The sequence below is a fragment of the Corynebacterium falsenii genome (genome assembly GCF_020099275.1).
GTDB classification, from domain to species: Bacteria; Actinomycetota; Actinomycetes; order Mycobacteriales; family Mycobacteriaceae; genus Corynebacterium; species Corynebacterium falsenii.
In genome coordinates this window covers 2,295,124-2,308,961 of sequence record NZ_CP083646.1, presented here as the reverse complement: position 1 = coordinate 2,308,961, position 13,838 = coordinate 2,295,124, and the positions used below count along the sequence as shown (strand labels likewise).

The window sequence follows — 13,838 nt, the reverse complement described above, 5'->3', positions numbered from 1 at the left end:
CGTGGGCGGTGAAACGCAGGTTTCCCCTACCCACACCGAAGGAGTGCCATCCCCATGGCAACCACCACCTCTACCTCTCCCTCCACCATCTCTGCCCCTTTATCCGACGCCACCACGCAGGCCCCATCCTCACTGCGGACCTACGTGATTGACACGTCGGTGTTGCTTTCCGACCCCTGGGCGCTGTTGAAGTTTGCGGAACACCGCATCATCTTGCCCGTCGTTGTGGTCAGCGAGCTCGAGGGTAAGCGCCACCACCCCGAGCTGGGATGGTTCGCCCGCCAAGCCCTAGGGCTGCTGGAGGACTTCCGCCACCACAACGGCCGGTTGGATCAGCCGTGCACCGTCAACGCCGATGGTGGCACCGTGCAGGTGGAGCTCAACCACGTGGATCCTGCCGTACTGCCCTCCGGGCTGCGCGCCGAGGAAAACGATCACCGCATTCTCGCCTGCGCCCTGAATCTCCGCGCCGAGGGGCACACCGTGACCCTCGTGACCAAGGACGTGCCGTTGCGCGTCAAGGCCGGTGCGGTGGGGCTGGACGCCGACGAGTATCACGCCCAGGACGTGGTCTTGACCGGCTACAACGGCATGGCCCGGGCTGAAGTCCCGTCGCAGATGATCGACCAGCTTTACGACACGGCCGAAGCCGACCTCACCGGCGCGCTGACCATCGACAACAAGGAGATCGACGAGCTGCCCGTGCACTGCGGGCTGCAGCTCACCGCAGGCAGCCAGTCGGTGCTGGCCCGCGTAGTGGGAGACGGCGTGGTGCGCCAAGTCCCCTGTGACCTGGAGGCCTTCGGGCTGCGCGGCCGCAGCGCTCAGCAGCGCGTCGCATTGGATCTGCTGCTCGACCCCGAGGTGGGCATCGTGTCCCTCGGCGGGTCGGCAGGCACTGGAAAGTCTGCTCTGGCGTTGTGCGCGGGTCTGGAGGCTGTGCTGGAACGCGGCGAGCACAAGCGCATCGTGGTCTTCCGCCCGCTCTACGCCGTGGGCGGCCAGGACCTGGGCTACCTGCCCGGCAGCGAGTCGGAGAAGATGAACCCCTGGGCGCAGGCGGTGTACGACACCCTAGAGGGCGTGGTCAGCGACAACGTCCTCGACGAGATCGATGACCGCGGGCTGCTCGAAGTCATGCCACTGACCCATATCCGTGGCCGCAGCCTTAACGATAGCTTCGTGATCGTCGACGAGGCCCAGTCGCTGGAACGCAACGTGCTGCTCACCGTGCTGTCCCGGCTCGGGCGCAACTCGCGCGTGGTCTTGACCCACGATGTCGCCCAGCGCGATAACCTGCGCGTCGGTCGCCACGACGGTATCCAGGCGGTCATCGAAAAACTCAAGGGCAATCCGCTGTTCGCCCACGTCACCCTGCAACGCTCCGAGCGCAGCGCCATCGCTGAGCTGGTCACCAACTTGCTTGAAAAGGGATAGCGTATTCCCGCAGCGCACGCGCACCGCATGCGCACCGCACGCTTCCGGCACCGCTCTGAGTAGCGTAGGTGGTTCTATTTAAGGCACAATCTTTGTCATGACCTCCGCTGAGAAAACTGCAATCTCCGTCCGGTTGATGGAGGAGAAGGATTACCCGCGAGTCAGTGAGATCCTTCAGGCTGGCATGGACACCGGCGAGGCGACCTTTGAGCGCTTCGCTCCGGAGACCTGGGAGCACTTCATCGGCCACCGCGTGCGCAATCTAGCATTCGTGGCCTACGAGGGCGAGAAGCTGATGGGGTGGATCACCGCCACGCACACCAGCCACCGCGAAGTCTTCGACGGTGTGCTGGAAGACTCCATCTACGTCTGCCCCGACGCGGCGGGCAAGGGCGTGGCAGGAAAGCTGCTCGACCACCTCCTCGAGGAAGCCGGCAACCAGGGGTACTGGTGCATGCAGTCCAGTATCTTCCCTGAAAACGAAGGCTCGGTGGCCCTGCACGCCTCCCGCGGCTTCAAGCAGGCCGCCAAGTTCCACTGCATGGCGCAGATGACCTACGGGCCTAAGGAAGGCCAGTGGCGCAACATCGTCGTCATGGAACGCATCCTGGAAAACGGCCCCGCCTGGGAGGCCTACCAGAAGTTCATGGCCGAGGAAGCTGAGTCTTAATCACCCGCCCCTAACCCCCTTCACGACCAACCCCCACCAGCCCTACCGATGCACGGCACTCGGAAGACAGGGCGGGTGGGGGTTGGCGTCGAAAAAAGGAGGAAAACCCACAGAACAGAGGCTATTCCACCGTTTCCTTGAGGTGGTCCTGGCGCACGAAGGACAGGATCAGCGCGGCCACAATGGCAGCCGGGGTGAGGGCCATGAGAGCCGGGGTCAGGCCATCGTTGTAGCTGGTGATGATCACGTGGGCGAGCTCAGGAGGCAGCTTGTCCACGATTGAGGGCGTCAACTGGGAAGCACCACCGTGCGCGAACTGCTCCGCGTACGGCTTCACCGCAGCCGGACCGGCCTTCGCCGCCATCTCCTGCAAAGCGGCAGGCATGCGCTGGCTCAGCAACTCGCCGACACGGTGGATAAACACCGAGCCGATGATGGCCGAACCTGCCGCGCCACCGATCTGGCGGAAGAAGTTGTTCGTGGCCGTCGCCGTGCCCACGATGCGCACCGGGAACGCGTTTTGCACGATGAGCACCAGCAACTGCATCGTCAGACCCAAGCCCATGCCCATGAGCGCGAGAACCAGACCCAGGTGCACCAGCGAATCGTCAGCCGTGAACCCGCCCATGAGGAACGTGGCAGTAGCCGTGACCAGCAAGCCCACCACCGGGAACCACTTGTACCGACCCGTGCGGGAAACGTACTGGCCGACCGTGACGGACGTGACAATCATGCCGGCCATCATCGGGATCATCATGAGGCCCGCCTTCGTGGGCGACATGCCGTGGACCATCTGGATGTACGTCGGCAGGTAAGCCAAGGTGCCGAACATCACGACACCGGCGATGATGCCGGCCAGGGTGGTGAGGCTGAAGTTGCGCACGCGGAACAGACCCATGGGGATCAGCGGTTCCTTCACGCGCCGCTCCACGAGCACGAACGCTGCGCCGAGGATGACCGTGGCCGCGATGAGACCGATGATGATCGGGGAGTTCCACGGGTGATCGCGGCCTCCCCAGGTGAGGAAGAGGATGAGGCAGGACGTGGTGCCAGCCATGAGGATCGTGCCCGGCACATCCAGGTTGGCGCCGCTACCGCGCTTCGGCAGCTTGAGGTTGAAAGCCACCATGACCAGCGTGATAATGCCCAGCGGCAGGTTGAACCACAGTGCCCAGCGCCAACCGGGGCCGTCCGTGAAGAAGCCGCCGAGCAGCGGGCCGAGCACGGAGCTCAGGCCGAACACGCCGCCCATGATGCCCATGTAGCGGCCGCGATCGCGGGCGGAGACCACGTCGGCGATGATGGCTTGCGCGCCGATCATGAGGCCGCCGGCGCCGAGGCCCTGCACGCCGCGGGCGAGGATCATCATCTCCATGTTCTGCGCCAAAGCACCGATCGTGGAGCCGATGAGGAACAACACGATCGCCACCATGTAGAGGGGCTTGCGGCCCATCTGGTCGCCGAGCTTGCCGTAGACGGGCATGCCGATGGTCATGGTGAGCAGGAAGATCGTGATGACCCAGCTCATCTTGTCCACGCCGCCCAGGTCGCCCACGAGGGTGGGCAGGGCGGTGGAGAAAATCATCTGCCCCAGCGAGCTCATGAGCATGCCCAGCATGAGGCAGCTAAAGACGAGGGGCACGTTGTTATCGGCGGAGGCGCTGCCGGCGACGAACGTTTCTTTTTGCGCGCTCTGCGTGGCGGGCTGCTTCTGCGATTCCGCCTCAGCAGTGGTGGTATTTGTCATTCTGCGTGTTCTTTCTGTGCGGTGTGAGGGAGGTCCAGTTGCTCAGGCATGGCGCTGAAGATCCGTCTGAGCAGTTGGAAACCGGTTTGTGCTGCATCGTGGTTGTAGCCTGGTTCGCCGCGAAGGACGCTGAGGTTCGATCCGCTCCACAGCACGATCGTGATGGCCGTGACGGTGAGGAACGCTTCCTCCTCGACCGGGCAGATGTCTGTTGCCAGGCGATTGTCCGGATAGGTGCGGAGGTTGTCCTCGATGACGGCGGAGAGCTCTGTTCGGGCCTTCTCGAACGTCGCCATCTTCGCCATCGCCAGCTCAGGGTTCCGGTGGAGTAGTTCCACTCGGCGTTCTGCTATCTCCGACGCCAGCATGGGGTTAATCGACCGGGAGTCCTCGAGTGCCGCGTCGCGCAGCCTCCGGGCCGCGACGAGGTTGAGTACTCGTTCCGCGAGCGTGTCGTGCTCGGAGGGGCCCATGTCCTTGATGGCTCCGCGCTCGTCCTCGGTGAGGGGAGTGGGTAGCTTGCCCACGGCGACGTGGTCTTTGGACGTGAAGTAGTTAAAAAATGTTCTGCGGCTGATGTCCGCGGCGGCGCAGATCTCGTCCAAGGTAACGCAATCGAAGGGTTTCTCGAGGAAGAGGCGGGTGGCCTCGTCCTCGATCCTCAGGCGGGTTTCTCTGCGTTTGCGCTCACGCAGCCCTAGCTGTTCCTCGCATTTATTCACAAGATGCAAACATACACCCAGTGCAAAATTTTAGCCAGTGCAAAAACTGCGCGAAGGTCGAGGGGACACGAGGGCAAGGCAAAATAGCGAAAAAGGCACGAAAAAACCGGCGCGTGTTGCCCACGAATCCTTGATGATTCATGGGGCACACGCGCCGGCGTGGTTCCTACCTCACGGCAGGTAGGAGTGTGCGAGTGGACTTACTTGTCGCGGTCGGTGTTGGCCATAGCCAGCACGTCGAGGCGCTTGTCCAGCTCTTCCTCGGTGAGCTTGTCGCCGTCCACGAAGCCCAGGTCGATAACGGTCTGGCGGATGGTCTTGCCTTCCTTCAGAGCGGTCTTGGCGACCTTGGCGGCGTTTTCGTAGCCGATGGCGGAGTTCAGCGGGGTCACGATGGACGGGGAGGACTCAGCCAGTTCCTTCATGCGGTCGGCGTTCGGCTCGATGCCGTCCACCAGCTTCTCAGCGAACACGCGGGCGGTGTTGGCCAGGAGCTTTGCGGACTCGAGCACGTTGCGGGCCATCATCGGGATGAAGACGTTGAGCTCGAAAGCGCCCTGTGCGCCACCGAAGGCCACAGCAGCATCGTTGCCCACAACCTGTGCGGCAACCTGGGTTGCGGTCTCGCACAGCACGGGGTTGACCTTGCCCGGCATGATGGAGGAGCCCGGCTGCAGGTCCGGCAGGTGGATCTCGCCCAGGCCGGTCAGCGGGCCGGAGCCCATCCAGCGGATGTCGTTGGCGATCTTGTTGAGGGACACAGCGATGGTGCGCATGGCGCCGGAGAACTCTACGAGGGCATCGCGGTTAGCCTGAGCCTCGAAGTGGTTGTGGGCCTCCTGGAGCTGCTCCACGCCGGTGAGCTTCTTCAGCTCTTCGGTGACCTTCGCGCCGAAGTCGGCGGGGGTGTTCAGGCCGGTGCCCACTGCGGTGCCGCCGATGGGCAGCTCGCCCAGGCGGGGCAGGGTGGCTTCAACGCGCTCGATGCCGAGCTCGATCTGGCGGGCGTAGCCGGAGAACTCCTGTCCGAGGGTGACCGGCACGGCGTCCATGAGGTGGGTACGGCCGGACTTCACAACCGTCTCCCACTCCTTGGACTTGTTCTTCAGGGAGGTGTGCAGCACCTTAAGGCCGGGGATCAGGTCGTTGACGGCAGCTTCGGTGGCCGCAACGTGGGTTGCGGTGGGGAAGGTGTCGTTGGAGGACTGGCCCATGTTCACGTGGTCGTTGGGGTGCACCTCAACGCCGTTGTTCTTGGCGATGGAGGCGATGACCTCGTTGGTGTTCATGTTGGAGGAGGTGCCGGAGCCGGTCTGGAACACGTCGATGGGGAACTCATCGTTGTGCTTGCCGTCGGCGATTTCCTTGGCGGCGGAGATGATGGCATCTGCCTGCTCGTCGGTGAGCAGGCCGCGGTCCTTGTTGACCTGGGCGCAGGCTGCCTTCAGCAGACCCATGGCGCGGATCTGAGCGGCCTCCAGGGGGCGGTCGGAGATGGGGAAGTTCTCCACAGCGCGCTGAGTCTGTGCGCGCCACAGTGCCTTGGCAGGCACCTTAACTTCGCCCATCGTGTCGTGCTCGATGCGGTAGTCTTGGCCGTTCTGTTCGGTCATGTGACGATCACCTTCGTTGTTGTGAGTTGCTGAGAGGTTTTTGCAAAAGGTACATAGATCCACCGGAAGTTGCCGGTGGGTGCTGGGGCCACTACGCGCAACCGGGGAGTTGCTGCAGAGGCCCTCTGCCTTAGTGCAGCTTAGCTGCGCGTGTAGTCCAGCACGGAGTAGGACTGCAGCTTCGCCAGCTGGTGCTGGGACTCGATGAAGCGGATCGTGCCGGAGCGCGAACGCATGACCAGCGAACGGGTCGTGGCGGAGTTGCGCATGTAGGACACGCCGCGCACCATGTCGCCGTTAGTCACGCCCGTGGCAACGAAGTAGCAGTGCTCGGAATTGACCAAGTCGTTGGTGCCCAGCACGCGGGTGAGATCGTGGCCTGCGTCGATGGCCTTCTGGCGCTCGGCTTCGTCCTTCGGCCACAGCTTGCCCTGAATCTCACCACCCATGCACTTCATGGCGGCCGCGGTGATGACACCCTCCGGGGTGCCACCGATGCCCATCATGATGTCCACCGAGTTCGTGGAGTTATCCTGCGCTGCGGCCACAGCACCGGCCACGTCGCCGTCACCGATGAGGCGCACCTTGGCGCCGGCCTCGCGGATGTCGCGGATGAGGTCGTGGTGACGGGGGCGATCTAGCACCACCACGGTGATGTCGCCGGGAACGGTGCCCTTGGCCTTGGCCACGGCCTTGACGTTGTGCTCCACCGGGGCCTCAATGTCGATCACACCAACGGCCTCCGGGCCCACGGCGATCTTCTCCATGTAGAACACGGCGGAAGGATCGTACATGGAGCCGCGCTCGGCAGCGGCGATCACGGAGATGGCGTTCGGGCGACCCTCGGCCATCAGGGTGGTGCCATCCACCGGGTCTACAGCGATGTCAACAGCGGGACCGTTGCCGGTTCCCACGTGCTCGCCGTTGAACAGCATGGGGGCTTCATCCTTTTCGCCCTCGCCGATAACAACGATGCCGTCCATTTCAACGGAGTTAATCATCTGGCGCATAGCGTCCACTGCGGCACCGTCGCCGGATTCCTTCTGCCCGCGACCGACCCACTTGCCGGAAGCCAGGGCAGCAGCCTCGGTGACGCGCACCAGCTCCATGGCCAGGTTACGGTCAGGAGCACTGGGATTGGGGGATACGGCAGGTACCACGTTGGAATCTGAGGACATGCACACCATCTCATTTCATTTCATGCCCGGGGCTAGGCCCGCGCGGTCAACACTTGGTCACCTTTTATTGTTCCACTGTTAGCAACAGCGCGGGGGGATAAACCCACCCAACCAGGGGAGAACACAACATAACCGGGGGTACCGCCGCGCCTCACGCAGCTCACGTGACTGCGGGGCGTACACCGGTACGCACTGGCGGGATGTTCGGGGAAGGGTGGGGATGTACAGAAAAGTACAGAGGAGTGCAGGGAAGTGTAGGGATGTGGAGGTGCGGGTGGCCTTCTGCGATAATGGGAGGGTGCAAATCCAAAAGCCTCGCGCATTCCAGTCCACAAAAGACATCGTCCTGACCCTGGGCGTGCTTCTTCTGGCCACTTTCTTGGTGGTGGGTTTCACCGGGTTGTGTTCGTTTAACCCGGGTCCCCCGGAGCAATCCAACTCGAATGTGCAGAAAGTCGATGCCGATACGATCCTCAAGATGGATGCGCGCGGCCTGAATATGCCGATCCGCAACCCTCAGATGCCCGAGGGATGGGTCACCAACTCGGCCCGCCGCGTGATGGTCGGTCAGCAGCCCTCGAGCCTGGTGGGCTGGGTGGTCGATGGCGACCAGTACGTGTCGCTGACGCAGACCAAGGCCGACTACAAGGCCGCCACGAAGCCCGATGATTCCGTCCGCTCTGAGGCCGGATCCGAGGATATCGACGGTCTGACCTGGCACATCTTCAAGGGTGACGACGAAGTCCGCCCCATCTGGGTCGCCGACACCGGCAAGGTGCGCCTCATCCTCGAGGGTCTGGCCTCCGAGGACACGATGCGCACCGCCGCACAGAAGGTCACCGAGACTAAGCCGATCGAACCGAACGTGAAGCTCTAGCTTGCTTATCTAGTTCTCCGCCTCGCCGGAGTTTGAACCGCCCTGGTTGCGCTGATCGCGCTGCGCCAGGGCTTTTTCAATGCGACTCGACGCCCCATTGAGGTAGTCCTCGCAATACGCCGCCAGCTCCTCGCCGCGCTCCCAGTAATTTAGCGACTCATCCAAGCTCATCTGCCCGAGTTCGAGAATCCGCACCACCTCGATGAGCTCATCGCGCGCCTCCTCGTAGCTCAGCTGATCGATCGGGCGGAACTTCTGCTGCTCACTCATTACTGCTGTCCTTCGCTTTCTGGTGCTTCCGGTTGGTCTGCGTTTTCTCTGCTGTTGCTGCTATCTGTTTTCTTATCGACGCCACCAGGCGCCGCTTGCACAGCCATCGCCGCGGCTGTCACGGATCCATCGGGCACGCGGACCCGCAGTTGGCTTCCCGGCTGCACGTCATCGACCGTGGTCACGACCTGCGGACCAGAGCCATCGCGGGGCACGACCTGAACGATGGAATAGCCGCGAGCCAACGTCTGTGACGGCCCCAGCGCATTGACCTGCGCCTTGAGGGAGGAAATCTGGTTGCGCATATCCCGCACCGTCACGCCCAACGCGCGGTCCTTGCGCCGCAGTGCCTCGCCAATGAGCTCCTGCTGCCGGGTGACGGGCAGCATCGGGTCGGCCATCGCCGGGCGGGAGTAGAGCTGCTGAAGGTTGCGCTTTTCGGAGGCGACCCAGCCGCGCAGCGCCGCAGAGCTGCGTTGGCGCAGTTCACCAATGAGTTGCCGCTCGGCAACCACGTCCGGAACCACGCGCTTGGCGGCGTCGGTCGGAGTGGCGGCCCGCAGGTCAGCAACGTTATCGAGCAGTGGCGAATCCGGCTCGTGGCCAATCGCCGAGACCACCGGCGTGCGCATGCGCGAGACCTGGCGGATGAGTGCTTCCTCGGAAAACGGCAGGAGATCCTCCACAGAGCCTCCGCCGCGGGCGACGATGATGACATCCACGCGCGGATCGTCCTCCAACGTCTGCAACGCCCGCACGACCTCAGGGACAGTGTTGGGCCCCTGCACGGCGGTGTTGATTACCTCGAACTGCACCTGTGGCCAGCGATCCTGCGCGACAGAGAGCACGTCGCGCTCGGCCGCCGAGCCGCGGCCAGTAACTAGGCCCACGCGGTGGGGGAGGAACGGCAGCGCGGACTTCAACCGCGGGTCGAATACGCCCTCGGCGGCCAAGGCCTGCTTCAATTGCTCGATGCGCGCCAGCAGCTCGCCCACGCCCACCGGGCGGATCCGCGTGACCCACAGCGAGAACGTGCCACGACCCGCGTAGAAAGCAGGCTTGCCGTACATCACCACGCGATCGCCGTTGCGCAGCGGCGTGGGCAGATCCCGCAAGGTGGCTGTGCTGGTGGTGATCTGGATGGACATTTCCTGATCCACGTCCCGCAACGTCACATACGACAACTTCCAGGTGGACTTCATGTTCACCTGGGTGACCTGACCTTCGACCCACACGTGCCCGAGCCGTTCGATCCACTGCTTCACCTTCGAGTTCAGCTCGTGGACCGCCCACGGCGAATCGGCGGTGTTCGCCTGGTGCGAGTTGGGTGGCGGTTGAGATGCCGGTTGGGATGCCATGGTTAAGCATTGTAAAGACTGAGGTGGACAACGGTTACTCCCGCGCGCCGGAGCCTGTGGATAAGTGTTCGTTTCTTCCACTACTTTTCTACTACAGTGGTGCCCATGACTACGCCCAGTACCGATACTCTGACATCCACGACCACCGACAATCCCACGGTGGGCACCGGTAACGACAAGCAGGTCTTGCTCGCCGCTCCCCGTGGATACTGCGCCGGCGTGGACCGCGCAGTGGAGACGGTGGAAAAGGCGCTCGAGAAGTTCGGCAGCCCCCTGTACGTGCGCAAGGAAATCGTGCACAACAAGCACGTGGTCAAGACTTTCGAGGACCAGGGCGTGATCTTCGTGGACGAGACCACGGAGGTTCCCCGCGGCGCCAATGTGGTGTTCTCCGCCCACGGAGTCTCCCCAATGGTGCACCAGCAGGCTCGGGAACTGGAGCTGAAGACTTTCGACGCCACATGCCCCCTCGTCACCAAGGTGCACCACGAGGTGACACGTTTTGCCAAGCAGGGCTACCAGATCATCCTCATCGGCCACCACGGCCACGAAGAGGTGGAGGGCACCGCTGGGGAAGCCCCCGACGTGGTGCACTTGGTCGACGGTAAGGAAGACGTTGACGCGTTGGACTTCCCCGAGGGCACCAAGCTGATCTGGCTGTCGCAGACCACGTTGAGTGTGGACGAGACGATGGCTACCGTGAAGTTGCTGCGGGAGAAGTTCCCGGAGATCCAGGATCCGCCGTCTGATGACATTTGCTACGCCACGCAGAACCGCCAGGTGGCGGTGAAGGCCATCGCCCCCAAGGTGGAGCTCATGATCGTGGTGGGCAGCCAGAACTCCTCTAACTCGAAGCGTCTGGTGGAGGTTGCGCTGCAGCACGGTACGAAGAACGCGTACTTGGTGGATTACGCCGAGCAGGTGAAGCCGGAATGGCTGGAGGGTGTGACCAAGGTTGGTGTGACCTCGGGAGCATCGGTGCCGGAGATTCTGGTGCGTGGCGTGCTGGAGCTGCTGGCTGACAACGGCTTTGAGAACGTCGAGGAAGTCACCACGGCAACGGAGGATTTGATCTTCTCGCTGCCGCGCGAGCTGCGCCCGCCGCGGACGAACCGCTAAGCGCTATCACACACTGATGCGGCGCATGACTGCCGCGCACTCAAACAGCCAGTGCCGCCTCATGTTTATTCGTGAGGCGGCACTGGCTGTAGTGGTCTTGGCTCAAGTACTCGGTGGCTAGTATTCGGAATCGTGGGAGATGTAATTCCGCGGGGCGCTGCGGCGCTCGGGCAGTGGCATCCGGCGACGCTGGGCGCTGGCGCGCAATTCGTCGACAGTCCGTGTGCGGGAGATGGGGTTTTCTGCGCGAGCCTGCGCCTGCTCCCGTGGGGTCCATTCGGAGCGGGAGGTGGATGTACCCCGCTCTCCGGTGACCGCGCGGTTGTGGACGCGTGAGTAGCTTTCGCGATTCTTCCGGTCAGCGTCCGCGCGGCGGCGTCGAGCAAGAGCTTCCTTAGCCTGCTCCCGGCCCAGCTTTTCGCGGTAATTCCACCACCGGAAAATACCGATACCCACCGCGATGAAAAAGGGGATCAGCAACCACATGAAGTGATCAACCGTGGGATAAATCGACGTAATGAGTTTCGTCTTTTTACTATTCGCCCCAGTCGACCCCGCCGAGAACCACCCCACGAACAGGGTGCCCAGCAGGAAATACAGGGGCAAAGCGGCGACCGTAATAAACAGGCCGCGGGCCTCGACCAAAACGGTGCAGACAATGGCGGCGATGGCGAACAACACGAAGAACGTCTCGGGGACCGTGTTTTCGCTCATGCCGAGAACGAGCCCCGTGATCGTCACGGCGATCATGACCAGAAGCGGCGCCCAGACCGGGAAGAGGCTTCTCCGGTCGGCAGACCGGCCAGACGGTCGCGCGGCAGAGGAGCGCGCTGCGGGGCGCGCATGCTTCCTACGCTCGTGCGCGCCTTCTCGGCGGTTACGTCTTCTTTCGCTCACGGGCACTAATGCTACTTTCCTCGCTGACTTATCCCAATTATCTAATCAGAGTCTCAGCTTTTACCGCGGAGGCGGCGGAGCATGTTGCCAAGTTTGCTACCCGAAGGTTGCTCATCGTCTTCGGTGGAATGGCGTGGATGGGAGGTTTCGGAGGATGTACCTTCGGGAGTGATGGTTCGGGTAGTGCTGGTCTCGGACTCATCCCGCTCCGCTGCTACGACAGACGATGTGGTCGCAGATGCATTGGTTGATTCTGCGGCGTCGATCGCGTCCGCAGTTCCAACGACACCAGCCGAACCGGTATCAGCCGAGTTACTGTCCGAGTCCGAATGAGCAACATCGTGAAGGTTGCGGAACGCATTGTTGCGGAGAGCCTGCCATCGGCGGGCAGCCTGCTCGGATTGTTCGCCGGTCAGCGAACCTGCCCGTGTGGCGAAGGCGATTTCATCCGCGGTCTTTTCACCCGTGGCCAGGTCGGTGAGATCACCCATGTAACGGAAGATAACCGCCAACATCGCTGCGGTCGGAACAGCCAAGAAGGCACCCACGATACCGAACAGCGCTGAGCCCAGTGTCACGGCAAGCAAGATAATCACGGCGTGAACGTTCATTGCTCGGGACTGAAGAACGGGGGAGAGAACGTTTCCTTCGAGCTGCTGTACAGCAATGATGATGGCGAGCACGATCAGAGCCGTCGTAAAGCCATTAGCGACAAGGGCCACAAGGACGGAGAGCGTACCGGCGACGAAGGCGCCGACAATTGGGATGAAGCCACCGCAGAAAGTAAGGAAGGCGAGGGCCCCGGCGAGGGGAACGTTCAGGATGACCAGGCCTAGTCCGATGAAGAAGGCGTCGATGAGACTGACGATTGCCTGGGTGCGGATGAAGCCGCCGAGGGTGTTCCAGCAGCGGGTAAGAACCTCGGTAAGGTGCCAGCCAACGCGGCGGCCAGTAACTCGACGAACCATGGGCAAGAAGTTCTCGCCATCCTTGAGGAAGAAGAACGTCAGGACCAGCATGATCAGGAGCGTAGCGAGCATCGATACCGTCTCGGCTGCACCTGTGGCGACAGTTGTAGCGATATCCCCGGATTTGTTCTGAATCCAATTCGTTGCCTGGTCGAGATAATCGTTGAACTGACTTTCCTGAAGGTTCAGCGGGGGACCTTGTAGCCAGTTCTGAATGGTTCGAACACCGCCGTTTGCCTGGTTGATGAGTGTTCGACTTTGGTCCACGGCGCCGGGAGCAATGAGGGCAAAGACTCCGGCTATGAGGGCGAAGAACCCGAGGATGGTTACGAGGACAGCGAGAGCCTTAGGGAACTTGGCCTTCTGGCGGAGGAAGCGAACCACCGGCCACAGGACGGTACAAACGATGATGGAGAGCACCACGGGCAAGATTCCGGCCCAGAGCTTGCCGAAGGCCATGGCGGCGAGGTAAGCGGCCGCAATCATAATGATGAAACGAACACACCAGCCTGCGAACCAGCGAACGGAGGTGCCAATGACTTCCGCGCGGTCGCGAAGTTCGGGCCGCAAATCTTCATCGACGGCAGACTTTGCTTTGCTCGGTTCGGGTTGATCCTCAAGAGGTTCGGCGTCACCAGTGGTTTGCCGCGCGGTCTTCACCTCACTGGCGTAGGCCGTGCCGAGCTTTCCGACCGTTTCTGACGGCTCGGTGTATACAGCAGGGTGGACCTTCTGCTTATGGTCGTCGGGAATCGGCAGTTGGGCTTGGGGATCCAGGCGATCAGATCCTGCGAGGAAATCTGCGAAATCGCGGTCGCTGTGATTTCCGCGGTTTGTGCCGCTGTCGTGATGTGGACTCATTCTTCCTATTCTGCACTATGGTGGCCGAAAATAAGCAACGGGAGGGGCTGAGAAATCAGGGCGGATTCTGCGCCTTTGGACGGTGACTTCCTTAACCTCCATGCAAGAACCGCCGCCGAGT

Annotated in this window: 12 protein-coding genes; 4 read left to right on the top strand and 8 right to left on the bottom strand. The window is 62.4% G+C overall.

Annotated elements, in window-relative coordinates:
* The first annotated feature begins 54 nt into the window (after positions 1–54).
* Together LA343_RS09960 and LA343_RS09955 are read left to right on the top strand one after the other, a co-directional pair.
* On the top strand, positions 55–1,437 hold the full coding sequence (locus tag LA343_RS09960; RefSeq protein ID WP_025403182.1) for an RNA 5'-3' helicase PhoH2: 1,383 nt from the start codon (positions 55–57) through the stop codon (positions 1,435–1,437).
* A gap of 97 nt (positions 1,438–1,534) precedes the next feature.
* Positions 1,535–2,107 (top strand): GNAT family N-acetyltransferase, encoded by a 573-nt coding sequence (locus LA343_RS09955; protein ID WP_025403181.1) that lies wholly within the window; start codon positions 1,535–1,537, stop codon positions 2,105–2,107.
* 121 nt (positions 2,108–2,228) lie between these two features.
* On the opposite strand, the gene LA343_RS09950 is transcribed toward LA343_RS09955, so the two are convergent.
* The 4 genes from LA343_RS09950 to glpX form a co-directional block, all read right to left on the bottom strand.
* Positions 2,229–3,854 carry an MDR family MFS transporter gene (locus tag LA343_RS09950; RefSeq protein ID WP_025403180.1) on the bottom strand — a complete coding sequence of 542 codons (1,626 nt, stop codon included), beginning with the start codon at positions 3,852–3,854 and terminating at the stop codon, positions 2,229–2,231.
* A complete protein-coding gene (locus tag LA343_RS09945; protein WP_025403179.1) occupies positions 3,851–4,576 on the bottom strand; it encodes a TetR/AcrR family transcriptional regulator in 726 nt (241 codons plus the stop codon). Before LA343_RS09945 ends, LA343_RS09950 begins: the two co-directional genes overlap by 4 nt.
* Before the next feature lie 200 nt (positions 4,577–4,776).
* Entirely contained in the window at positions 4,777–6,189 is a 1,413-nt protein-coding gene (locus LA343_RS09940) for a class II fumarate hydratase (RefSeq protein ID WP_025403178.1), read from the bottom strand.
* 140 nt (positions 6,190–6,329) lie between these two features.
* The gene (gene glpX, locus LA343_RS09935; RefSeq protein WP_025403177.1) at positions 6,330–7,367 is read right to left on the bottom strand and encodes a class II fructose-bisphosphatase; all 1,038 of its coding nucleotides are present in this window, start codon (positions 7,365–7,367) and stop codon (positions 6,330–6,332) included.
* A gap of 298 nt (positions 7,368–7,665) precedes the next feature.
* On the opposite strand from glpX, the gene LA343_RS09930 reads away from it, so the two are divergent.
* Positions 7,666–8,244 carry a DUF4245 domain-containing protein gene (locus LA343_RS09930; protein ID WP_025403176.1) on the top strand — a complete coding sequence of 193 codons (579 nt, stop codon included), beginning with the start codon at positions 7,666–7,668 and terminating at the stop codon, positions 8,242–8,244.
* Positions 8,245–8,253: 9 nt separating this feature from the next.
* Here LA343_RS09930 and LA343_RS09925 read toward each other — a convergent pair whose 3' ends face one another.
* Complete coding sequence (locus LA343_RS09925) at positions 8,254–8,514, bottom strand: exodeoxyribonuclease VII small subunit (RefSeq protein ID WP_025403175.1); 261 nt, start codon at positions 8,512–8,514, stop codon at positions 8,254–8,256.
* Positions 8,514–9,872, bottom strand: a complete 1,359-nt coding sequence (xseA, locus tag LA343_RS09920) for an exodeoxyribonuclease VII large subunit (RefSeq protein WP_025403174.1) — start codon at positions 9,870–9,872, stop codon at positions 8,514–8,516. Before xseA ends, LA343_RS09925 begins: the two co-directional genes overlap by 1 nt.
* 105 nt (positions 9,873–9,977) lie before the next feature.
* Between xseA and LA343_RS09915 the strand changes: the two genes are divergently transcribed.
* Positions 9,978–10,991 (top strand): 4-hydroxy-3-methylbut-2-enyl diphosphate reductase, encoded by a 1,014-nt coding sequence (locus tag LA343_RS09915; protein ID WP_025403173.1) that lies wholly within the window; start codon positions 9,978–9,980, stop codon positions 10,989–10,991.
* Positions 10,992–11,108: 117 nt separating this feature from the next.
* On the opposite strand, the gene LA343_RS09910 is transcribed toward LA343_RS09915, so the two are convergent.
* The gene (locus LA343_RS09910) at positions 11,109–11,888 is read right to left on the bottom strand and encodes a DUF6542 domain-containing protein (RefSeq protein WP_224209157.1); all 780 of its coding nucleotides are present in this window, start codon (positions 11,886–11,888) and stop codon (positions 11,109–11,111) included.
* 53 nt (positions 11,889–11,941) lie between these two features.
* Complete coding sequence (locus tag LA343_RS09905; RefSeq protein WP_025403171.1) at positions 11,942–13,717, bottom strand: AI-2E family transporter; 1,776 nt, start codon at positions 13,715–13,717, stop codon at positions 11,942–11,944.
* Positions 13,718–13,838: the final 121 nt, after the last annotated feature.